The organism is Shewanella surugensis, from assembly GCF_023284005.1.
Lineage (GTDB): Bacteria > Pseudomonadota > Gammaproteobacteria > Enterobacterales > Shewanellaceae > Shewanella > Shewanella surugensis.
Genome location: NZ_JAKIKS010000005.1, coordinates 63,505 through 84,806 on the forward strand (window position 1 = coordinate 63,505; position 21,302 = coordinate 84,806).

The window sequence follows — 21,302 nt, forward strand, 5'->3', positions numbered from 1 at the left end:
AATCAATTCAAACTAACTAACCCTAAAGCCAGTCGTTTTTTAGAAAACCGCAGGCTCAATTCGACCTTTTTATTCTCGATAAGTTCTATTTTACTTTTCTTCTCAGCCTTTGAAAACTGACTAGCTTCTACCGCCCGCTTCTTCTTGTTCAATTGCTGTAAGGCTTTTTCAACGCCTGACGCATAGGCCTGCAGCGTTAGCTCATTTTTATACTTAGCGATAAAGTCAGATCTATCCTGACCGGATAACAGCTTCAAGTCTGCTTTGTAGCCCGCTAACACGTCTTTTGCGGTATAAAACTCACCAATCGATGCCTTGTGATATAACTGTTTATAAAAGCGTCTGACAAAAGGCAGATCATTACGCTCAACCGTCTCACCGCTTTTGACATTCGCCCCCAAAGATTGCAAACGAAGAGCAAACTGTAATACTCCACCACCCATAAACTTAAGCATATGCTCAACCGATTGCGGTGCAATATCAATGCCGCCAGAGCGAAACGGAGAGCCGCCTGTTTGCTCAGAGAGCCATCGCATTAAATTGTTCGTCCACCCCCAGGTTCTATCACTGCCCAAATAAGCATCCGACTTTTTCGCCGCATAGCCTTTTTGTTCAGAATAAATGGCCCCACCAAAGAAGTTTTCATTCAAACCCAGCTCGATAAGCGGTTTCGCCACTGTCGGTGTCACGGTTTTAATGAAGCCATTTAATGCATCATCAGAACTTTGCACGCCAATGGGGGAAAACACGCTCGCGGCTGACAAGACTAAGTTACTCGCCATCAGTTGATCGCCATCATAATACGCACAGGCAATAGACGAAGGCCCCCGCCATTCGGGCTGGGCATCGATTGCCCCCATCACGTTAGATAATTGCGTTAGCGTAAAGCCTTCAGCGGTCTTTTTAACGTAATCCATTATCTCGCCATCCAATGATTGTTGTTTTGGGGAGCATTCTTATCATCAATAATTCGTCTCTTGGGCATTCTGGCTCTCATTTCTTGGGCAATCATGTAACTCATGGCTTGATCATCAAAGCCACCTGTTTGCGCGCCCATGCGGCCTTTCTTGTCATATACAAAAATATTGAGTTCAGCGACGGTACCACGCCATCGAATGCCATCAACATCATTAACGAGCAAGTCATCTAAGCCGGACGTTAGCAGGGGTTTAGACTGGGCGCTGGTATGCCAACCCACTTTCAATGTCTCTTCATCAACATCTTCGCGATCAATATGTTCTTCATGATAAATACGGCTCACGGGATAAATATCCACCAGCTCTTGCAAGGTGGCATGGCCATGATTGTTACGCTCCGGTCCGATGTAGGCGAGGTTATACTCACGGCCAACATGGGCAAGTAGCTTGGCAAAGCGTTTGGGGTCTAAATGCCCGAACCAATGAGCGACCTGACGACCATCTGACTTAGCCACAACATCGAGCGAACTTCTATCGCCATGCTCCAACCCTTCGGCTACATCCCCGCCAATAGCATAATCCTCATCGGGATCCGGCAGTTCCCACACCAACAAATAACCCGATGTTGCCAGGGCGAGTTTGTCGGTGGCTTTAGAGGATAAATCGACTTTGTTAGTCACTTTTTTCTTGTGACCCGTATTAGGATTGATGTCATACACAATCAACGGCTTTAAGCAGCGCCCTTCTGCCCGCATTAAATCGTCGCCATCAAACACTTTGCGCCCGGAGGTTAAGAAGGCTTCCATGGGCGTAGAAGGAAACTCTTGCTTCATCTTGCCTTCTTGATTGCGGTCTTTGGCGATATACCAGACCTTTTGTTCATCGGTCAACGTGATATGCATACACGCTTCGACGGACTCAAAATACTTACTCTGTCCCTTCGTTAACCGTAAGCCTTTACTGGGAGCGGGTAAGGTATATTTAAGATCTAACCACCATGGGTAAAAGTGAAACTTATAATCTTGAAAGGTCAGTTCAACACCACTATCGAGCACTTCCATTGCAATGATCGACATATCAAAGAAATGCCCCGCCGCACCTTCTGCTGTCGATTCAATAAAGAGTAATGAGCCTTTATGGACCGCATTGAGTGAGCCGGATTTGACTTCATCGCCTCTGAGCGGATATTGCGCACAAATTTTGCCGAACTCCGATACATGCAGCACTTGCAAGGTGCCTGAACGAAATGAAACCGCAATACGCACATAACTGTCGTTAGCAAAGTAAATCGCCGTAGAGGTCTTACTTGTCACCGCTCTGCGCCCTGTTTTTAACCAACTGGGTAACCGGACATAGGGATACAATATTTTTGATGCAAAAATCGCGGTAGCTTCACTCAAGCCTTGTGCAATCACGCCGCACTGTCTGTCGTTGTTAAACAGAGCATGGTCTAAAATAAATATCTGAATCGCGGTGCTAAAGCCCAACTGCCTGGCTTTTAAAATGATATTTAAAAACCACATCACACAGAAAAATGACACTTGCGCGGGGCGACACCGAAACATCACTGATTTACCGTACTCATCGGCCACAATATAGAGGTTGTTGATCCGCCACCACCAACAACTCAAATAAGGTGCACAACGCTTAAGCAATGCCGCCTCATCCAAGTTAAAGCGCTCATCCTCCGTCAGCCAAGTCTCTTCTCCAAACTTAGCCGTCATCGGTTTTATATGGCTGTTCATGGCTTAACCACCACATCGGTCGTGTTCGCGGCGGCCATTTCATCAATCAAATCGTCCAGCTTATTGGTACCACCCGCTTCACGCTCCGCCACTTTGACTTGTATTCTGGCTAACTCAGTCTGCACTTCACTCTTGAGACGGTTCGAAACAATAGACTTGCTCATCACAATACTTTTCTTGGTATCGGCTATGATTTTTTTCTGATTAAGCTGGTCAATCTCAATGCTAGATAAGGTTTTGGTGATCGACTCTACCCGGGCAATGTTCTTATCCAGGGCCGTTTCAGCTTGAAACAGTGACTCAAACAAACTGGAAGCAATCTCAGTGGATGGCTTATTATCAAGTTGCGCCTGGATCTGCTCTATGGTTTTAATAATGAGGTGAATACGAGAACGGCATAAGGACAGCTCATCTTCCAGTGTCGTGGCTTCAACCAATTGATTGAGTTCTGGATCCTTAAAATACTTAGAGTAACCGCCATGCAGTAAGTTATTCTGAATGCCGAAACGGTTATTCTGCTTACGATTAGCGACGGTGACTTGCTTCGCCTTCGCCACCGGGCTGGTCGATAACTTATGTGCATTGGTAGATAACGGCTTAATATAGCGACGTGCGGTTGAATAATTTAATTGACGCTGCTCACACCACTCTTTCGCTGTTATTCCAGTCTTCTCATGCGCTTTTAAGAACTCTGCTTGTAATGTCGTCCACTTCCCCGACATTATTCATCACCTCTTATACTCATCAATTTGTTGTTGAAGTAATTTGGTTTGCAACTCATGACGCTCTTTATCACGCCGATTTTGCGCCGCGCGATAGCCCCAATTGATGACACACGTTAGGACCGCTAAACCGATACCGGAGATCAACACCCAATCGTTTTCAGTGAGTACACCGCCTGCGGCTGTCGATACCGATGCACCATAGCTCGCTGTTGAGGATATTTTTTGCAATAAAGATTCTTGAATCGTGCTCATCGTTTACTCTCTACCCAATGGTTTAAGCGCTGCCAGCTTGCCTCACATGAAGCAAGGTTGGCGATTAATATCAAGCTGTATTCGGCTAAGTCCGCATTTGTTTCAACCTGATATTCAGGCACTGAACACGGCACTAGCATGTTACTGGGCGGCAACACATATTCTGTTTTCGTTACGGTCACGGTTCGCACAGGCGGGACGCTTGAGCAACTCAATAACATCATTAGGCACAGGAATATCACCCCAATTTTGTATCTCATGGCTCTTCTCCATTAGTTCATTCAATTCACGATATTTAGCCTGTAGCTGCGCACTGATTTGAACCTGTTCACGCTCATATTGTGCATTGATGGCGGCAATCAAATCCCGCTCGTTAACCCATTTAACGCGCTCATCTTCTTGCTCACTCACCGTTTGCCTAAGTCGGTCTAAGTCCAAGTTCAGAGCCGCTTGTTGTCCCCTGAACACCTCAAGTTTTGCCTCTGCGGTCTCAAGCTGTAATTGGCGCAACACCGCAAAGGCAAACACACTTGCCAGGACAAGCCCAACAATCACCGCCTTGCTTTTAAATAGACTGAACATTGAGATCCCTTACACAAAGTTGCCTCTCTGAGGTGCGGCGATTAATCAAGCCGTTAAGCTTGCGACCTCCGGCATAGACCCAGCGCAATAGCTCATCGCATGCCCCCCGTTTATCACCTGCATGGAGTTTTTTACGCAAGGTGGAGTCTCTAAACGCATACTCGCCGACGTTATAGATAAAACTCAGATAAGCCCCATGCTCACCATCGGTGAGTGTCACCGGATGAGTCAGCGCCATAAGCTTGTAATTGAATTGGCTTAAGTCGGTTGCTAGCTGCTCCAAACATTCTTGCTCTGAGAACTCTTGCTCTGCTGACACGTCTTTCCCTGTGTGGCCATAACAGCTTGTGAGTATGCCCACGGGATCAACATACGTACTCAGCACTTGCCCTTCATGCTGGGCAATCAAAGTGCCACCCGCTGCCACCGCAGAGGCGAAGCCGAACATCAATAAGCGTTGGCCGATTTTCATGATTGCTTGACTCCCTAAACGCAAAAAGCCCCGACAAATCAATGTCGAGGCCTTAAGGCTTGTGTCTATAAGCTAAAAACAAAAAAATCCGCGTCATAAAATGAGGCGGACTCTAGATATAAAAATATCAATGTAGAAATAATGGCTTAAAAATGGGGTGTTTGCAAGTAGCTAATAAATCGCGGCCCTGAAATGGAAATTAAAAGAAGAACCAAGGCATCATCGATGCCTAAGTCTTATTCAGGAAAAATATAAGAAGAACTCAATATAAGTCAGAAAAATCCCCTAATGTAACCTCTAGTTTGAATAAAGCATAGGCTTCCTCTAAATCCCTGTATTGTGATAGTCCCCTTTCAGTAAAACTCATTCTACCAGGAACATTTTCAACATTATTTTTCAAACTTCCATTTTTAGCCGATTGGATTAGATCAGAAAGTGCTCTTAATAGTGCCTTTGCTGCATCATCCACTGATGAATATTTAATCAACATTAATTCTAGATTTTCTGCTAACTGTTTTAAGTTACGTTCAGATACTTTATTCATATTAATAACCTTTATTGTTATTTACTACTTCAACAAACACAGGATCGGTAAACTCAGATCGCTGTGGCGTAATAATTTGTAATCCACCTGCATTCGTTTTAAATACCCCCCCTAATTCAGTCGTAGGAGCAACATTAGAAGAGAATACTGTGGCTTTAGTGTGTGGTTTTATTTCAAAAACACCATATCTATCAGAATCATTAGTGGCTGGCAATCCAAAATAGTCAGTAAATGAACGTCCACTTTTAACTGCTGCGTTTAATTCATTCTGAGTCGTAAAGAATGGAGAGTAGCCGGATAACTCACCACCAGATGGAACAAGCTTTATCAATGGGCTATCTATTATCATCGCTTCAGGCAAAGAATTACCAGATCTTACTAGATCTATGGCTCGACTTGTTAAAATAGCATCACTGGCCGAAGGATCTGACTTACGTAACGTCTCTATCATAAGTTGGCCGTCTGAAGATTGAGTTACATATTTATGTGCATCAGCATTACTTATCCCTAGAGTATTGAAAGTTGCAACGTCATCAATCAACAATTTATCCGATTCCGATAAGTTAGATATTTTTTCACGGAATGATTGATTTTCAGAAGTAAAATCATTGTTAGCTTCTTTATCTTTAGAAGCTGCCTTTTCTTTCAAAGGCGTCACAAAGGTGCGGGTATTGAGATCCTGTTGATCATTAGGGATGGAGTGATCTTTTTTATACAGCTGTTTTTTGGTGTTGTTATTACGTACCACTTTAAGAGCATCTTTCATCTCCCCGAGTACTTCAACGGTTTCTTCTAGCACCTTACCCGCTTTACGACCATTCGCCGCAAGCAAGAGCGATGCACCAGCAATCGGGGCGCCGACACCCCCAGCAAACGCACCTAAAGCGGTACCACCACTCACTACTGCGATATCCATGCCTAATTGCGTGGCATGGTAAGCACTCATTTCAACCACTTTGTCACGCGGCAACGCCGCCAACATGCGTGCTGGTAAACTGGCAATCAGCTCACGCCCTTGGCTGTCACTCAGCAATAGAATGAGCATTTCCATGGTGTCGCATGCTTCCCACATGCCTTGTTTGCCGCGCTCTTTCCAAGCTTGGAATTTATCCTCCAGTGCATCGACATCACCTGTCACAATGGCCTCTATCAGCATGGTGACGTTAATGTCTGCCGCATCGAGCAGCTCGCCAAAATCACCTAAGTCAGGTAAGTATTCGGTCACGCCACTGGTGGCACCGGATTGGGTGGCTTTGGCCATGTCCCAGGATTGACTTAAAAAAGATTGATTATTAAAGGCCTGGCTTTGTTGATTAAGCTCATCCAGTTTGTGATTAACGGCATCGGCAAAGGCTTGGGTGACGGGTACCTTTTCTTGCTTATTCAGCGTATCAAAGGCATGTTGAGCGCTTTGTTTGGCTTTGTTATTAATGGCGTTATCGAGCTTGGAATAAGCGTTATCAAGTGACTTTTGCGCCTCAGCCACCAACGCTTCATCGCCAAACAAAATATAAGCGGCGTGGTTAGTATCGGGCTGGACTTCCGCTTTGCCTGACTTATCGAGCGTGCCCGTGATTTGGGTATTTTTACCATCTTCCATGATGACGGTATAAGGCACGTTGGCCGCTTTGGTTTGCTCTTTATCGTCATACACCAATTTAAAAATAAGCCGATTAGGCGCCATGCCAAAGGTGGGCGCTATATTCGATTTAGGCGGCTCTGATACTGGCTCATTAATGACTTTTTCTGGTACGCGTTCTGGCATTTCCGCTGGAGGATGCAGAGTATCTTTTGATGGGTTGTCATACATCATGCCACCAATATTCAGCCCACCACTTGCTGTGCCTAAACGGCTATCGATGGCTTTAATGACATCCTTTGGATAATCATTGTTAACTGCAGGATTCACTCGCCTGACTTGCATTCTTTTGAGGCCGTGGATCAAAACTTTGAGTCTATCTTCCTCGCTTTGCTCCACATCATCGAAGCCCATGATGAACATAGGCTTTGTGGGTTTGTCGGCCAGTAAGAGTTTTTCACCGCGAGTCAGCGCGGTTTTAAGACTCGATAAGGACTCGCCAGTGACGACATAGGATTTAAAATCATTATCTTTTAGATGAGTAAAATCCGTTTCAATGCTTAACGCTTCATGCTCCATCAATTGATGGAGTTGCACTACCTTCCCTGACATACCGCTTCCCTTAGACGCTCATTACCCACATGATATAGATAGACATAGTGCAATCGCTACGTTTCACGATAGCCAGGCACTAACTATATTCCTTTCAGCCGCGCTGATTTAACGAAACAGACTATCACAATCAGTTGAAAATGAAAGGTAATTCCATCGACATTTATTGAAAAGTAAGCGGAATGAGCAGAAGGGATTGCTAATAAAGCGTGCTAATAAAAACGGTAAGTATAAACGAAGCACTAAGCAAACATTAAAAATGCCCTTGCCTGCTATCAGCTTTCTAAACAGTAAGCTGCAAGGGCTGATATGACTATCATGGGATTGTTCAAGCGCCTATGAAACGCCTGAACACTAAACTGTAGTTAATATTCAGGCGTTAGCAAGTGCGGGTTACTCTTGGGATCTAAGATGCAGACCTCGAGTGCTTTCGCTGGTTAAATCATATCAATAATGCCCTTCAATATAACTATATGCCTTCGCAAACAAGTCTTTATCTTTTCCTAAACCAAACTGTGCCAGCGTTAGAAGTAGCGCTTTTTGGATCTCTCGTGGGCCACTGTTAGATGTTTGCCAGCCTTTAAAACGTTTGGCTTTTACAATCTTATCTATCTGCTCAACCACATCACCAATTAGTTTTGGCGTACTTTCTGGTCGTGTTTCCAAGAATAATTCCGTTAAGGCTTGTCTATTATCTTCTTTGGTTACTGGAGATTCGCCCGTTTCACGCTCCGCTTGGACTGTCTCTTTTGCAGTATCAAGCAGCCCTTTCAACCAATCAATCGCTTTGATCACCCCGGCTTCATAATCTTGCCGGAGTTTTTCTAGTCGCTCACCCAGTGCGACGAATTGAGGGTTACCACTGCCTCTTAAGCGCCCCATTAAATCAATTTCTAATTGGCTTGCACGCTGTTCTTGCTCTTTTTCCGTCAAGGTGAAGATCGCATGTTCGTCCATAACTAGCTCATCAATATCATTGCGGATCCGATTGATATCCGTATGTTCATGGATCATTTTAATGATTTCTGGACCTAATGCCGCCCACACAAGGGCACCAGTATGACCGACTGGACGAACTGATTCGTAAATCTGCACCAGCCACTTATAATCAGCTCGAAAAGGCGTAAGGAATACATCAGGATTAATTGCAGACCATAGCTTAGCTAATACACCAAAAGCCGCAGCAAACTCATCTCGCTTTTCATTGGTGGGTAAACAAGCTTGTGCAGCCATGATGCCTTCAAAACCCTCTAGGTTTCTATCAACATTAGGGAAGAAGCTTAAGCACTTATCCAATTGTGAGGGCAGTAACTCTTTGAATGCTTCAATGCCTTCTACCACACCGTCAATCTCTTCAGGATCGTAAGCAAGTGCTGTACGCAAGTTTTCAAACACCCCGAGATAATCAATGATAAGGCCCATTTGTTTATTAATATCATCCGTTTCATACAAACGATTGGTGCGGCACATTGCCTGAAGTAAAGTATGATCACGTAATGGTTTATCAAGATACATGCAATAACAGATAGGTGCATCAAAACCTGTCAGTAGTTTAGCTGTCACTATGAGTAACTGAAGCGACTGCTTCGAATCTTTATAATCTTCAATAAGATCTTTTTGTTTCTCATCACTGGCATCAATCTCTTGCCAACGTTCGAAGTCTTCTTCTCTAATAGGCAGTTCAAGATCTTGCTTCCACTTACGCCAATCCTTATTCATCTTGCCTTTTTTATCACCTTCTGTGATCACTATCGGTGCTTGCTCAAGATTCATGACTACTTCTACAGTCTCAAAGCCTAACTTTTCACCAAGCAAGTAATACATTTGAATACAGGCATCCCGGTCATAAACAACCACCATGCCTTTCATCTGTTTCGGCTTTACGTGACTAACAAAATGCTTGGCGATATCGTCACTCACCGCCGCCATTCGTTTCGGGGCTTTAAGCATAATAGCAAGCTTGCCAGCTCGTTTTGACAATGCCATTTTCTCTTCATCACTCAAGCCATTTTCTTCTGCCATTGCTTCAAAGGCTTCATTTATGGCGGCACGATCAACCCGCAGTTCAGCCAAGCGAGGTTCAAATTTCACCGCATTGGTGGCTTTGTCTCGTATGGATTGCTTATAACTGTAGCGGTTCATGTAACGGCCTTCATCCTCATCGGCACCAAAGAGCTTAAAGGTATTACGATCAAGGTTTGAAATTGGCGTCCCCGTTAAACCATAAAAATGCGCATTGGGTAACGCCCAACGCATTTTATCCCCTAAAGAGCCTTCTTGAGTGCGATGGGCCTCATCCACCAGCACAATAATATTATCGCGACGGTTTAATCCATCAAGATTATTATCATCCATTTCAACATCTTTAAATTTAAAGACGGTGGTGATTAAAATACCACGGCTATCTTGCGCAAGATGTTCACCAAGCTTTTTACAGCTTTTCACTTTAATCAGGTTTTTAACATCTGCCCCGCCAAAGGTTTCATTGATTTGGCTATCGAGATCTCGACGATCCACCACAATCAACACCGTTGGATTATTCAACTTGTTATCCGCACGCAGCATTCTAGCGGCATAAAGCATCAACAATGACTTACCTGAGCCTTGGAAGTGCCAGATAAGTCCTTTTTTCGGATAACCATTTTTCACTCGCTCGACTATTTGTTTGGCCGCTTCAAATTGCGGGTAACGAGGCAGAATTTTAATGCGTTTAGGTGGCGTGTCTTTACCTGTCTTCACTGTTGAAAACAGCGCGAATGACGCTAGTAGTTGCAGCAAGGTTTCAGGATTTAACAAACCTTTACAGCTATCCAATACTGTTTCTAGGCTAGCTGGAATTTCATCTCGCTGCTCAGTGTTATGCCACGGACCCCAATCTTTCACGCGCGCATTAATCGCACCATAACCAAACGTTTTCCCTTCTGACGCAACACATAAAAGATTGGGCACAAAGAAAGGCTCGACATGCTTCCAGTAGTGCTTTTCTCCACCCATAAAATCAGCTGCACCATCTTGCCAAGTCACACTTGGTCGAGTGACCGATTTCACTTCCACTACCACCAGCGGAATACCATTCACATAAAGAACGATATCGAAGAACACTTCTGTTGCAGCAATAAAATGGACTTGCTGCGCGACAACAAAATGGTTGTTTTCAATGTTATTGAAATCAATCAGGTTGATGGTGATGTGATCACCATTTTCACCAAAGGGTAGGCTTTTTTCTGCCATTAACCATTCATGAAAATTCTCATTGGCTTTGACTAAACCTGTGTACTTAGCTTCCAAGATCAGACCACGAAGTTTGTATATTACTTCATCGGCATGATCGGGATTGTTACCAATATCAGGGTTTAACGAACAAAGCGCCTCTTTCAGCCAAGTATCGACAAAGATATCGTGGGCCTGCTTAGGCAAACTCCCACCATGGCAGTAATTCCACTTTACTCCGCTTAAGCCTTTTAAACGGTCAATCATTCCATTTTCGATGGTGGTTTGTTCGTTAAACATATTACCCTCTAACTAAAATACTCTGACTTTAGGTTTTCAAGAACTGACATTGAATCATGCTTCTGCGATACAACTGACTTAATGTTTTCATCAAAGAATCTCAATAGAGTATCGGTGTCGGCTATCTCATCTATCGGCGGTAGTAAAATCGGCAAACTTTTTAAGCTCCCTGGATTTATGTTTGCTTGACTAACACCAGGCGTAGCAAATGCCTTTAATCGATACTGAACCAGAGGCAGATTTAAATACTGATTTAGATAAAAGGGGGAAACTTGCGATTCATCCACAACTAATCGAATAAGGTACGATGCAAAAAGATACTTATCATCAAGCTCAAAAATACCAGTTCTCCCTACCCACTCCATACTATTAGTTCGATTGAAAACTAAATCACCTTTGTTCAGCGTATATTTTTCCGCATCTCCGTAATCTGAAGATAAGTACTTCATATCGTTTGGGTCTACATACCCATTGGTTATATTCATCATTCTCAAAACAGGATACTCACCTGCCTTTTCCAAGGCTTCTGAAAGACCATATTGAGTATCAATCAAAACATCACCAATAGTAGTTAGCCTCCACCCTTTGGGAATGTTTGCCTCATCCGGCTTCATGAATATCTGACGATACCAGTTGCCTTTTAGCATCCTGTCGTAAGCAAGCTTCGTCTTAATCTTGTAAATATCAGCATGTAATAGGTCTATTCCATCAAAGCATTCTTGAGCTTTATCAATAACTTCAAGGCAGTGAGACATTTGCTGTTTTTCAGGCAAGGTAATTTCAAGCTCTTTTAACACAAAAAATTTTGTTCTAGGTGATAATGATCCCGAAGAGTTCTGTATAGCCCAGTTCCACATTACTTTAGATTGAATAATATGCGGCAATAATTCTTTATGGGTTAAGTTGGACTTAGCCTCCATAACTATTATGTCACCAGAACAAATCCCATCGAACTCTGCAATTGCAGCCTTCTTCAAATAGGGACGACGCTTACCAAAAAGAATCTGCCCTTTCTTGAAAACGCGCGTGAAGCTGGGTGAGTCATCTGCAATCATCCCCCAGCGCTTTATCTTTAAAGAACCAGAATCTAAGTGCTCCAATCCAATGTATCTTTCATACCCATCAGCAATTGGGTCTTTAGTCGTTAGCTTTACTTCTTTACAGATATCACCGAATTTTACAGTTTGCTTATCAATCATCATTCTTTACCTCGTAACCTAACTGCTCGAGGCTATTAAATAGTTTATTCGTTTGTTTCTTAAGTTGTACTCGGCTCATTTTCCATGACTCAATAGCATGTTCGATATCATGTGCTTCTTCATTGTTTGTAGCTTTCACGTAAAGCGGAATAGAGAGGTTATATTGGTTGTCGCTGATCATATCCAAGTCCACCAGCGCTGTAATATCACTCTGGTTTTCTGGCTTGAAATAAGCCTCACATAACACAACCAAATCATCATCTGATAAACGGCTATGGGCACGCTCTCGCGTAACATGCTCGACGCCATTGATAAACAAAATCTTGTTCTTCCGCTCAATAGGTTTATTGCAGTTAAGTACCACCACACACGATTCCATTGGCGAGTTATAGAACAGATTTGGCCCAAGCCCTATCACCGCTTCAATGATGTCTGACTCAATCACCTGCTTGCGGATCGCTAATTCAGAGTCACGAAACAGCACCCCATGAGGCCAAAGCATAGCTGCACGGCCCGTATCGGGCTTTAAGCTTTTGATGATATGGGTATAAAACGCATAATCAGCACACCCTTGTGGCGGTACACCATACATGTTGCGGCCATACGGATCTGCGGAAAACTTTTCACGGTTCCACTTTTTGATGGAATACGGTGGGTTAGCAAAAATAACATCAAACTGTTTAAGCTGATCATTTTCAATAAACTTAGGATCGCCTAGGGTATCGCCACGCATAACATCGAATTCTTCAATATCATGCAAGAACATGTTCATACGTGCAATAGCAGAGGTCAGTAAGTTTACCTCTTGACCATGTAAATGAACGGATCTCCACTCTTCACCTTGCGAGCGTAAATCCATTACTGCATTGAGCAACATACCACCTGTACCACAAGTTGGATCGTACGCGGTCTCACCCGGCTTTAACTGCATAATTCGCGTCATCAAGTGCACAACGGTGCGGTTAGTATAGAACTCGGCAGCCGTATGACCTGAATCATCAGCAAACTTCTTGATCAGATATTCGTAGGCTTCCCCCAAATCATCTTGGGCAACCGACTTAATGCCTAACGGAATTTTACTGAAGTGCTGAATGAGATCAGACAGCAAGTGGTCGGGTAGGCGTTCTTTGTTGGTCCACTGGGCATCCCCAAATACACCATGCAAACGCTCGTTTTTTGCTTCAATCAATCGCAGGGCATTTTGAATGGCTTCACCAATATCTTTACTGGTGTTACGTACCTTCTCCCAACTTGCTTCTTCTGGGATATCAAAACGGTGGAACATCGACATAGCGGCGTATTCAGCATCACCTTCGTGCAGTTCTAATGCTTCGTTAAATTCTTCTAGATAAACATCTGACAGACGTTTAAAAAACAATAATGGGAATACGTACTGTTTGTAATCGGACGCATCAATTTGCCCACGCAGGAACTCGGCGGCCCCCCAAAGTAGCTCTTCTAACTTATTTTTATTCATTGTTGGCGGTATTCCAAGTATTCAAAGCCTTCAAGCCAGAAGTTAATATATTTGTCTTTACAGTAAGGTCCTGTTTCACTGGCAATAAACACTAATTTTGGTTTTTTATCTACTTGCTTATTTAACTTTTTTTCTTGAAACAATCTATAGGCCGTCTCTGCTATTAAGCTATTAGGAATAAAGAATGAAGGACGAACAGCAAGATCCTCATGATTCAATTTATTTTCGAAGACGACTGAGTAACCCGTTTCATACTTATTGAACCAAGCTTTACCAAAGTAAACCCTAAATTCATCTACAAGGCTCTCAACCTTCTGTCCGTCCACTTCAACAAATAAATCTTGAATTGGCATCGAGCCAATTCCAGGCAGCTGAACGATAAGGTTTTCATTATTCAGAAATGAATCAACCATAGATGATAGAACTTTGGAGCTTTGCTTCTTTCTCTTTCCTTCCGTTTCTTCATCACTCGTGCGCCTTGGTCGCCCTTTTATAACCATATCTCCTTCTAAAGGATCACTCTCATCTTCTGGTCTTTTGGTACTGTGTGGGCGCAAATTAAGCCTAACGGCATTAGAGATATATTCATCTGCTTCAGAATAAATATCGGTATATATCGCCTTTTCTCTTTTTACTCCTGAAATATCTTTCCCTATAAGACATTTTTCAGAATGTTCCTCAACAACCTTGTAGTAAGGGTCAACTTTTCTTTTAACTTTTAGCCTATCTAAATTGGCACATGTTACCGCTGCATTACAGTTATCATCAGGGCATTCGAACTTGAACTTAGATGTTATGCTTCCATTACTATATTTGAAGTCAGCTTCGACAGGCGAAACCGCTAGCTTTAGCTCTATAGAATAGGCTTTCTCTAATTTCATATTTCAAAGCCCTCTTTGATAAGCAAAACTTCAAGCTCTTGCTCAGCGACTTCTAATGCAGCTAATTTTTGCTGGAAATCTTTCAAGGTTTCCTCAACAGTAATGGTTTCTTCTTCCAGAGGTTTTTGCACATAACGGGCAATATTCAAGTTGAAGTCGTTCTCTTCAATCTCGCTATGTGGCACCCAGCGCGCGACACCTTCGATATCATCGGCTGTTGGGCCTTTAGTCCGCATCTGCTGATAAATATCGTAAATGTCATCTGCTTGCGCTTCTGACAAGGTATTCTGAGCGCGTCCTTTGGTGAACATTTCTTCGGCATTAACGATTAACACATGATCTTTATGTGCTTCTGGTCTTACTTTACGCAATACGAGAATACAAGCAGGAATGCCTGTACCATAGAACAAATTAGAAGCGACACCGATCACCGCCACAATACGGTTTTCTTCAAGTAACTTTTTACGTATCTTACCTTCGGCTGCACCGCGAAACAAAACTCCGTGAGGTAACACTACTGCCATGCGGCCTTCATCATTCAATGAAGCAAACATGTGTTGTACCCAGGCAAAATCACCATTGGTTTTTGGCGCTAAACCAAAATTTGCTCGTCCATATGGATCACTTGTCCAATAATCATGACCCCACTCTTTTAAGCTGAAAGGCGGGTTAGCGATTACGCAGTCGAAATGCTCTAAATGGTCGTTTTTAAGGAACTTAGGATCACGTAAGGTATCACCTCGCACAATTTCAAAATCTTCTTGGCCATGAAGGAACAAATTCATGCGTGCAATGGCTTCTGTAGTCAAGTTTTTCTCTTGACCTTTGATCTTTAGCAGACGCGGATCACCGCCGTTTTCTTTAACGTGATGAATAGTTTCAAGCAGCATCCCCCCCGTACCACATGCAGGATCATAAACGCTCTCATTAGCTTGAGGATCGAGAATATTCACCATCAGTCGAACAATGGTACGCGGGGTATAGAACTCTCCCGCTTTTTTGTTCGCTTTATCGGCAAAACGTTTGATGAGATATTCGTAAGCACGGCCCATATCATCGTTGCGCACACTCACTACGCCTAGATTAACTTTGTTAAAATGATTCAACAAAGTTAATAGCAATTCATCAGATAGACGTTCTTTATTGGTCCAGCTCGCATCACCAAAAATACCATGTAGTTGTGGATTTGCTAACTCAATACCACGAAATGAATCTTTTAATGCTTGGCCTATATCTTTGGTTTCAGCAAAAACATCATCCCAGTGACACTCAACTGGAATTTGAATACGGTGAAACATATCGCCTTTTGCCAGCTCTTCATCACCCACTTGCTCCATCGCTTCAGTGAACTCTTCCTCGTACACATCACAAATACGCTTAAAAAATAAAATAGGGAAGATATAGGTTTTATAATCGGAAGCGTCAATAGGCCCCGTAATAATGTGAGCTGCATGCCAAAGATGCGCTTCAAGGTCTTTTAAGGTGATTAAGGTCATATAATTAGGAATATTCTGAATTAAAATATTAAGGAGCTAAGCTCACAGAGCAGTCTGCTGCTCTAATGGCACTCTGCCTGAAGATAAAAACCAAACTTATACCTTCATTTGATTTAACCCGTTTTATACACTATAAAAACATTAAAAACAAATGGTTGTTAAATATCACACTCAGCCGCTATATTATTATTTCCTAATACACCTCGCCACCATTGACTCATTCAAAGCCCACTCCCCCAACCTCAAGCAAGCCACCAGCACCATTGCGCACTCAATTGAAATCGAGATAGTGCGCAATCTAGTGCGCAGTAAAAAGTAAGAATTGTAGGATACATGGGGCTTAGAGGACTGCGCAGTGCGCAAATTGATAACTGCGCAGTGCGCAATATTGAATGGATAAAAGTGTTGATTTATCAGTGGTGATAGCTCACCTCAAACTGTGAGCGTTTGCTGTTTTCACCCTATCGCTTTTCACCTTTGGTTTTTCACTTAGAAATAGGCTTAAAATAAGCCTACCCCACCTCCTGCTGTCCTTCATCCTCATCACCCATTCTCTGACTAACGTGGCGAAGCACTCTCGACTCCCAATCGGCCATGAGTGTTAATAGTTCATTAATGATGGCATCATGAGTATTGGAATAGTTTTTATGGTCGATCCCAATGACCTTACAGCGCTGTCTATTGGAGATAATACTGCGACCTGAGCCTGAGCACGTTGGGCACACTGGCGTCAGTAACACATTCCCCTGGCAGTGATTACAAATAGGTTTCACAAACTCGATAATCGCCATGCGCACTAGTCCATCAACCGTTGACGGTTTAACCCTGAACTTACGAATTTTAATGAACAAGGTAACTATCATGGTTAACGAGCGCACTATGCTTAGCAATTTATCTTCATTGCCTGCAAAGCGATAGTAAGCCCAGTCGGTGCTTGGCTTATCTAATCCTGATAATGCATAAGCCGCTGTTTGCCAATCGATAACATCAACACTACTGCCCTGACTTGCCGAATGATAGTTTATCGCTTTAGGCGCTAATTTAGAGAGTAATCTAATCGGATGCATAAGCCGTTCTCCGTGCAATGGCATCATTAACCCAAGTCACCATCAAGCCATTCTTGACTTGCTCCGTCGTGGCCTCGATGACAATCCAACCCAATAACTGGGCTGAATTCATTTTAACGCGATCTTCCGTAAAGCCTGTGCCTCGCGTATGCCTACCGTTTTTAAACACGCCGCCGTGAACTTCTAATGCTATTTTCCATTGCGGCCAGGCAAAGTCGAAGCGCCATTTGCGCTTAGGATGAAACATGACCTCAGTGTCGTACTCGGGTAAATCCATTAGGTAATGCGCCACCACAACAGGTGAAGTGTTTGAGGTGCTTTTTCTTTTGCTGTGCGTCTTGGCCGCTTGAAACACCCGATACTCATACAAGCTCATGGTCTGATTACTCATTTGAAGATCCTCTCACTGTGTTGCGGTTTCAGTTGTTTTTTTACCCGGTAACTTTCCCAGTTGAATTTGACCATGACACTGGCCGCTTCCCTAAGTCGCTCATAAGTCCGTTCACCCAACAGAGTGTGTAATTGCTCTTTGCTCAGATTGGTAATGAATCCTGTAGGCTTATTGGCATACAAGCGCTTATCAATCAGCCGTGTTAACCACAGCATTTCATCGACACTGCCACGCTGCAGACCCAGCTCATCGATGATCAACAAATCCGGTCGGGTGAAACGCGCAATCACCTGCTCTTCACTCTCGTTGGTGTGATAACAGGTTCTGAACTTAGACATGAGATCCATGACGTTCAACAAAATGACGGAGTAGAGCTCATTCATGAGTTCATTGGCGATAGCACTGGCAAGATGATTCTTTCCCGTTCCTGGCGTACCGGTGAATAAAAATCCCCTACCGTCTTGTCTGAGTTCTTCAAAGTAATACGCATAGCGCTTGGCAATATGCAATGCATGCTTTTGCCCTGGGTTCTCAACTTGGTAATTCTCGAATGTGCATTCCAAAAAGCGCGTGTTAATCCCCGACGCTCTGCTCAAACCATGGGTGATTTGTAGCATGTGCCTAACGGCAAAATCCTTTTCATCGTGATGTTGTAATGCATCGATATCCGCTCGACTGCAAGGCGTGACGTGTTTAGGACAATTCAATTTTTCCAGCATTTGATTCACTATCATTGTGGCGTTTTGCATGGCTCAAAGCTCCGTGTTGAAGTCATCATCATAGTCGTCATACAGCGAGTGTTGCTGCTCTGCATCGTGTGTGGGTATCGATAAATCATGGGGTTTGATTTTGGGTACTTGGATTGGCGTTTTCCACATGTGTTCTCGAATGAACTTTGTGATCCCCAGTAAGAATTGGCCATTGGCATGCGTCCCCCAAACGGTTTGATCTGAACGCTTAAGCCATTCAATCGCCTCCTGAGCATCCGGCTCTGTTAACCGTTCTGCTTTCCAGGCATTCCAAGCACTGGTATCTTTCCCCCCTTTTCGATGGGCGGGATAGAGCCCAAAGAAATCTTTAAACGCTTGCGGTTTTTGTACTCGAGGTTGTTTTAGATCTGGCGATGATGTTTCATTTTCGCTTAGAGACAGATCTGTTAGATCTTTATCTTTTAGATCTTTAATCTTTATGTATTGTTTGTGTTCCGTTTTGTTTTCGAGTGCTGTATCGTTTGCTGTGCAGCCCTCTTCATTAGGCTGCTTTAAATAATCATTATTACAATCGGTTACAGTGATTTTGTGCTGTTCCGTTTGCTGTATCGTTTTTTCAAAAAGTGCTGTATCGCACTTTCGTCTAGTATTGGTGTCATTTTGGCGTGCTGTTTCAAGTGCTGTATCGTTTGCTGTATCGCCTTCATAATTGAATTGACTTAAAGGTTCTTGATTACAATTAGTTGAAGACAAAAAGTGCTGTATCGTTTGCTGTTCCGTTTGCTGTATCGCCTCCGCTAAGAGTGCTGTATCGTTTGGTGTTTCGTTTGCTGTATCGCCATTCTGATTTAAGCTGTTTAAAATATCTATATTACAATTAGTTGCGGTGACTTTCTGCTGTGCCGTTTGCTGTATTGTTTGCTGTTCCACTGCCCTTGCGGCCATTCCATCACTAATAACGGGTGTATTGCCATTAGGTAATAGTGCTGTTTCGTTTGCTGTGCCGTCTCTAAAAGCTGAACGCTGATATTCAACATAATTACAGATAGTTATGATTGAAGTTACCTGTATCGTTTGCTGCTCCACCATGCCTTCATCAACCAGTTTTTTCATAAAGCGCCTAACCTTGTTTCTCGACCAGCCCCAAGCCTCACCTAAGGTCACTTCTGAGCGTGCTTGTTGTCCCATTTGAACAACAAAGGTCCGTCCCTTGATGGTCAGTGTTTGTGGTTTATAATTGGCGCGCAATATCAAGTCCACCCATGCTTGGCCTTTAGTGAATTGCTCACCTTGCCAAATCCAGTGTTCTGTTATTGCACGATTAAGAGATACCCAGCCTGCTTTCGTCAGCTCCCTGCTCATGCGAATGACCCCAATTTAATGTTTAAACTCGTCTGTAAACGAATAGGCTTGTTAGCGAATCGTCCTCCACAGGCTTTCTTATTGGCTACGAACTACGGCTTGGGTATCGCATACAACGCCACTAAATCATCTTCCGTTTCATGGATAGACAGTAAAGATGATCCCTGGATATCACAGGACGGTTGCCAGTCAGCAAGTACGCTGTCATCTTCAAGCATCCAACGCTCTTGCAGATCATCAGGACCTTCAGATCCAAACGACACAATTTCAATTCGTTCAAAATCATGAACAACACACCAAGCATCGAATGCTTCTTTACTTGTTCCTTCATCCCAATCAGGGTATTGAGGATGCAACCAAGATCCATACTTATCACGCACTACAGCAACCGCTTGTATTTGTGTCATATAGCCGCCTTTTTATCTGTTTTAATTGCAGGTTTAGGAAAAATATCAGGTCTAAAATTATGGGCTGATACACATTGCTCTGTTAACTCCACAAATTTAGTAACATCGCCAGCTTGTATTCTCCTAGTTCCCTGTATGTAAGCCCGAATAGTCCTTTCTGATTTATCAAGAGCTTTGGCAGATTGCTTTAACCATGTAACCTTCCCTTTTAATGATAAACCGTAGTAGTAGTCATTTAATGTCATACCACACCAAGTGTACGATTTGTGTATTTTGAGTGTACAATATGGATTCACCAAGTCAAGAAGTGATCCTCTATATTTTGAAAACTTGCTCAAAATTGGCGTGCCGTGTACAATTCGTTGCATATAGGGATTAATATTGGACAGTTGTGAGCAAGATAAACAGTAAACCCACTTGGGCTATAAATGCTGAAACACTGATGAAAAAGAAGGGTATTCAAAAATTGGATTTATTGGATATATTCGGTGTATCTACTCCTGCGGCAGTAGGTCATTACTTTCAAGGTCGCCGTGAACCCTCCATACAAGGCTTGATAAATTTAGCTCAAAAATTGGACGTTGAACTTTCATCTCTATTAGGGCTACAAGAAAACACTCACTTGAACATTAAAGAAGTAAATGCCCAACGATTGACAGAAGCTCTTCAACTCCTCGTACGCTGCGTTGATATAACGCCAGAAGAAGTAATGATTTTCTTTAAGGTTTACGAAAAAATAAACCCTGAAAACATAATAAAATCTATCAATATATTATCAGAGTCAGATGATAAAAATAGCATATTCAATTCTATTATAAAGGTACAAGACTTCATGAGTATTGAGTTAAAAAAAGCAAATAAATAAAATATCCCATCTTTTATTTTTCCATTAAAATAACAATACCTCAATCAACAGACGTTAACTTACACTCTTTGATTTCGCGCGCGACATCAAGTAACCTTTTATCACACAACATTATGTCGTACGATTGTAAGGGTAAGCTTTTATTTTCAGCTGCATCATATCTAGCTAAGTACCTGAGTATTAAATTACCATAAATTCGTTCACTATTAGAGCAACGTGATAATTTCAGTACTTATCGCATCATTGAACTTGTTTGTTTATCATTATTTTTGTATAACTATCATTAATATATGAATTATCACTTTTTATAAATGAAACAAGTTAGAGCCCTGTTACCTCATGAGTTCACCACGCTAGAAGAAGCGTTCAAGAATCATCCTAAACATCGCTGTAGAGTTCGAGCTCATGCAATATTGAGCAGTTATCACGGCTTCACTATTAAGCAAATTTCACAGCTATTATTGGTACGCTCCTCTACGGTGTCACTGTGGTTCGATCAATGGTTTGAA

The 21,302-nt window shown here is 42.8% G+C and carries 21 protein-coding genes and 1 pseudogene; 2 read left to right on the forward strand and 20 right to left on the reverse strand.

Translation table 11 applies throughout. From position 1 onward, the window contains the following. Positions 1-2: 2 nt before the first annotated feature. The 20 genes from L2764_RS02610 to L2764_RS02700 form a co-directional block, all read right to left on the reverse strand. The gene (locus L2764_RS02610; protein WP_248938686.1) at positions 3-917 is read right to left on the reverse strand and encodes an LPD38 domain-containing protein; all 915 of its coding nucleotides are present in this window, start codon (positions 915-917) and stop codon (positions 3-5) included. Continuing rightward, positions 917-2,662: a terminase large subunit gene (locus L2764_RS02615; RefSeq protein WP_248938687.1), complete on the reverse strand. Its 1,746-nt coding sequence runs from the start codon at positions 2,660-2,662 to the stop codon at positions 917-919. Before L2764_RS02615 ends, L2764_RS02610 begins: the two co-directional genes overlap by 1 nt. After that, on the reverse strand, positions 2,659-3,384 hold the full coding sequence (locus L2764_RS02620; protein ID WP_248938688.1) for a hypothetical protein: 726 nt from the start codon (positions 3,382-3,384) through the stop codon (positions 2,659-2,661). The genes L2764_RS02615 and L2764_RS02620 overlap by 4 nt, the downstream gene beginning before the upstream one ends. Positions 3,385-3,390: 6 nt before the next feature. Beyond that, entirely contained in the window at positions 3,391-3,639 is a 249-nt protein-coding gene (locus L2764_RS02625; RefSeq protein ID WP_248938689.1) for a holin, read from the reverse strand. Continuing rightward, entirely contained in the window at positions 3,636-3,899 is a 264-nt protein-coding gene (gene lysC / locus L2764_RS28125) for an Rz1-like lysis system protein LysC (RefSeq protein ID WP_376708368.1), read from the reverse strand. The genes L2764_RS02625 and lysC overlap by 4 nt, the downstream gene beginning before the upstream one ends. Continuing rightward, a complete protein-coding gene (locus tag L2764_RS02630; RefSeq protein WP_248938690.1) occupies positions 3,781-4,221 on the reverse strand; it encodes a hypothetical protein in 441 nt (146 codons plus the stop codon). Before L2764_RS02630 ends, lysC begins: the two co-directional genes overlap by 119 nt. Next, positions 4,205-4,693 carry a lysozyme gene (locus L2764_RS02635; RefSeq protein WP_248938691.1) on the reverse strand — a complete coding sequence of 163 codons (489 nt, stop codon included), beginning with the start codon at positions 4,691-4,693 and terminating at the stop codon, positions 4,205-4,207. The genes L2764_RS02630 and L2764_RS02635 overlap by 17 nt, the downstream gene beginning before the upstream one ends. A 262-nt stretch (positions 4,694-4,955) precedes the next feature. Continuing rightward, positions 4,956-5,237 carry a hypothetical protein gene (locus L2764_RS02640; RefSeq protein WP_248938692.1) on the reverse strand — a complete coding sequence of 94 codons (282 nt, stop codon included), beginning with the start codon at positions 5,235-5,237 and terminating at the stop codon, positions 4,956-4,958. Between the two features lies 1 nt (position 5,238). Continuing rightward, complete coding sequence (locus L2764_RS02645; protein ID WP_248938693.1) at positions 5,239-7,428, reverse strand: hypothetical protein; 2,190 nt, start codon at positions 7,426-7,428, stop codon at positions 5,239-5,241. A 447-nt stretch (positions 7,429-7,875) separates the two neighbouring features. Further along, complete coding sequence (locus L2764_RS02650) at positions 7,876-10,938, reverse strand: type I restriction endonuclease subunit R (protein WP_248938694.1); 3,063 nt, start codon at positions 10,936-10,938, stop codon at positions 7,876-7,878. Positions 10,939-10,946: 8 nt separating this feature from the next. Continuing rightward, complete coding sequence (locus tag L2764_RS02655) at positions 10,947-12,140, reverse strand: restriction endonuclease subunit S (protein ID WP_248938695.1); 1,194 nt, start codon at positions 12,138-12,140, stop codon at positions 10,947-10,949. Continuing rightward, positions 12,130-13,614: a type I restriction-modification system subunit M gene (locus L2764_RS02660; RefSeq protein WP_248938696.1), complete on the reverse strand. Its 1,485-nt coding sequence runs from the start codon at positions 13,612-13,614 to the stop codon at positions 12,130-12,132. The genes L2764_RS02655 and L2764_RS02660 overlap by 11 nt, the downstream gene beginning before the upstream one ends. After that, positions 13,611-14,495 carry a hypothetical protein gene (locus L2764_RS02665; RefSeq protein ID WP_248938697.1) on the reverse strand — a complete coding sequence of 295 codons (885 nt, stop codon included), beginning with the start codon at positions 14,493-14,495 and terminating at the stop codon, positions 13,611-13,613. The genes L2764_RS02660 and L2764_RS02665 overlap by 4 nt, the downstream gene beginning before the upstream one ends. Further along, positions 14,492-15,991 carry a type I restriction-modification system subunit M gene (locus tag L2764_RS02670; protein WP_248938698.1) on the reverse strand — a complete coding sequence of 500 codons (1,500 nt, stop codon included), beginning with the start codon at positions 15,989-15,991 and terminating at the stop codon, positions 14,492-14,494. The genes L2764_RS02665 and L2764_RS02670 overlap by 4 nt, the downstream gene beginning before the upstream one ends. A gap of 512 nt (positions 15,992-16,503) precedes the next feature. After that, the gene (locus tag L2764_RS02675) at positions 16,504-17,058 is read right to left on the reverse strand and encodes a hypothetical protein (protein WP_248938699.1); all 555 of its coding nucleotides are present in this window, start codon (positions 17,056-17,058) and stop codon (positions 16,504-16,506) included. Continuing rightward, positions 17,045-17,449, reverse strand: a complete 405-nt coding sequence (locus L2764_RS02680) for a hypothetical protein (RefSeq protein ID WP_248938700.1) — start codon at positions 17,447-17,449, stop codon at positions 17,045-17,047. The genes L2764_RS02675 and L2764_RS02680 overlap by 14 nt, the downstream gene beginning before the upstream one ends. Then, positions 17,446-18,198 carry an ATP-binding protein gene (locus L2764_RS02685; RefSeq protein ID WP_248938701.1) on the reverse strand — a complete coding sequence of 251 codons (753 nt, stop codon included), beginning with the start codon at positions 18,196-18,198 and terminating at the stop codon, positions 17,446-17,448. The genes L2764_RS02680 and L2764_RS02685 overlap by 4 nt, the downstream gene beginning before the upstream one ends. 3 nt (positions 18,199-18,201) lie before the next feature. Beyond that, a complete protein-coding gene (locus tag L2764_RS28130; protein WP_376708369.1) occupies positions 18,202-19,521 on the reverse strand; it encodes a hypothetical protein in 1,320 nt (439 codons plus the stop codon). A gap of 92 nt (positions 19,522-19,613) precedes the next feature. Then, entirely contained in the window at positions 19,614-19,928 is a 315-nt protein-coding gene (locus L2764_RS02695) for a hypothetical protein (protein WP_248938702.1), read from the reverse strand. Then, on the reverse strand, positions 19,925-20,173 hold the full coding sequence (locus tag L2764_RS02700; protein ID WP_248938703.1) for a helix-turn-helix domain-containing protein: 249 nt from the start codon (positions 20,171-20,173) through the stop codon (positions 19,925-19,927). The genes L2764_RS02695 and L2764_RS02700 overlap by 4 nt, the downstream gene beginning before the upstream one ends. 146 nt (positions 20,174-20,319) lie before the next feature. Between L2764_RS02700 and L2764_RS02705 the strand changes: the two genes are divergently transcribed. Both L2764_RS02705 and L2764_RS02710 read left to right on the forward strand, forming a co-directional pair. Continuing rightward, on the forward strand, positions 20,320-20,793 hold the full coding sequence (locus L2764_RS02705; RefSeq protein ID WP_248938704.1) for a helix-turn-helix domain-containing protein: 474 nt from the start codon (positions 20,320-20,322) through the stop codon (positions 20,791-20,793). 311 nt (positions 20,794-21,104) lie between these two features. Then, positions 21,105-21,302 (forward strand): annotated as a pseudogene (locus tag L2764_RS02710) (helix-turn-helix domain-containing protein); the annotation flags it as partial.

Bases quoted from the DNA above. Each gene is read 5' to 3' on its own strand.
- L2764_RS02635 (WP_248938691.1), bottom strand. From the start codon at position 4,693: ATGAAAATCGGCCAACGCTTATTGATGTTCGGCTTCGCCTCTGCGGTG.
- L2764_RS02620 (WP_248938688.1), bottom strand. From the start codon at position 3,384: ATGTCGGGGAAGTGGACGACATTACAAGCAGAGTTCTTAAAAGCGCAT.
- L2764_RS02625 (WP_248938689.1), bottom strand. From the start codon at position 3,639: ATGAGCACGATTCAAGAATCTTTATTGCAAAAAATATCCTCAACAGCG.
- L2764_RS02655 (WP_248938695.1), bottom strand. From the start codon at position 12,140: ATGATGATTGATAAGCAAACTGTAAAATTCGGTGATATCTGTAAAGAA.
- L2764_RS02645 (WP_248938693.1), bottom strand. From the start codon at position 7,428: ATGTCAGGGAAGGTAGTGCAACTCCATCAATTGATGGAGCATGAAGCG.
- L2764_RS02670 (WP_248938698.1), bottom strand. From the start codon at position 15,991: ATGACCTTAATCACCTTAAAAGACCTTGAAGCGCATCTTTGGCATGCA.
- L2764_RS02660 (WP_248938696.1), bottom strand. From the start codon at position 13,614: ATGAATAAAAATAAGTTAGAAGAGCTACTTTGGGGGGCCGCCGAGTTC.
- L2764_RS02680 (WP_248938700.1), bottom strand. From the start codon at position 17,449: ATGAGTAATCAGACCATGAGCTTGTATGAGTATCGGGTGTTTCAAGCG.
- L2764_RS02700 (WP_248938703.1), bottom strand. From the start codon at position 20,173: ATGACATTAAATGACTACTACTACGGTTTATCATTAAAAGGGAAGGTT.
- L2764_RS02610 (WP_248938686.1), bottom strand. From the start codon at position 917: ATGGATTACGTTAAAAAGACCGCTGAAGGCTTTACGCTAACGCAATTA.
- L2764_RS02650 (WP_248938694.1), bottom strand. From the start codon at position 10,938: ATGTTTAACGAACAAACCACCATCGAAAATGGAATGATTGACCGTTTA.
- L2764_RS02615 (WP_248938687.1), bottom strand. From the start codon at position 2,662: ATGAACAGCCATATAAAACCGATGACGGCTAAGTTTGGAGAAGAGACT.
- L2764_RS02630 (WP_248938690.1), bottom strand. From the start codon at position 4,221: ATGTTCAGTCTATTTAAAAGCAAGGCGGTGATTGTTGGGCTTGTCCTG.
- L2764_RS02665 (WP_248938697.1), bottom strand. From the start codon at position 14,495: ATGAAATTAGAGAAAGCCTATTCTATAGAGCTAAAGCTAGCGGTTTCG.
- L2764_RS02695 (WP_248938702.1), bottom strand. From the start codon at position 19,928: ATGACACAAATACAAGCGGTTGCTGTAGTGCGTGATAAGTATGGATCT.
- L2764_RS02685 (WP_248938701.1), bottom strand. From the start codon at position 18,198: ATGCAAAACGCCACAATGATAGTGAATCAAATGCTGGAAAAATTGAAT.
- lysC (WP_376708368.1), bottom strand. From the start codon at position 3,899: ATGAGATACAAAATTGGGGTGATATTCCTGTGCCTAATGATGTTATTG.
- L2764_RS28130 (WP_376708369.1), bottom strand. From the start codon at position 19,521: ATGAGCAGGGAGCTGACGAAAGCAGGCTGGGTATCTCTTAATCGTGCA.
- L2764_RS02640 (WP_248938692.1), bottom strand. From the start codon at position 5,237: ATGAATAAAGTATCTGAACGTAACTTAAAACAGTTAGCAGAAAATCTA.
- L2764_RS02675 (WP_248938699.1), bottom strand. From the start codon at position 17,058: ATGCATCCGATTAGATTACTCTCTAAATTAGCGCCTAAAGCGATAAAC.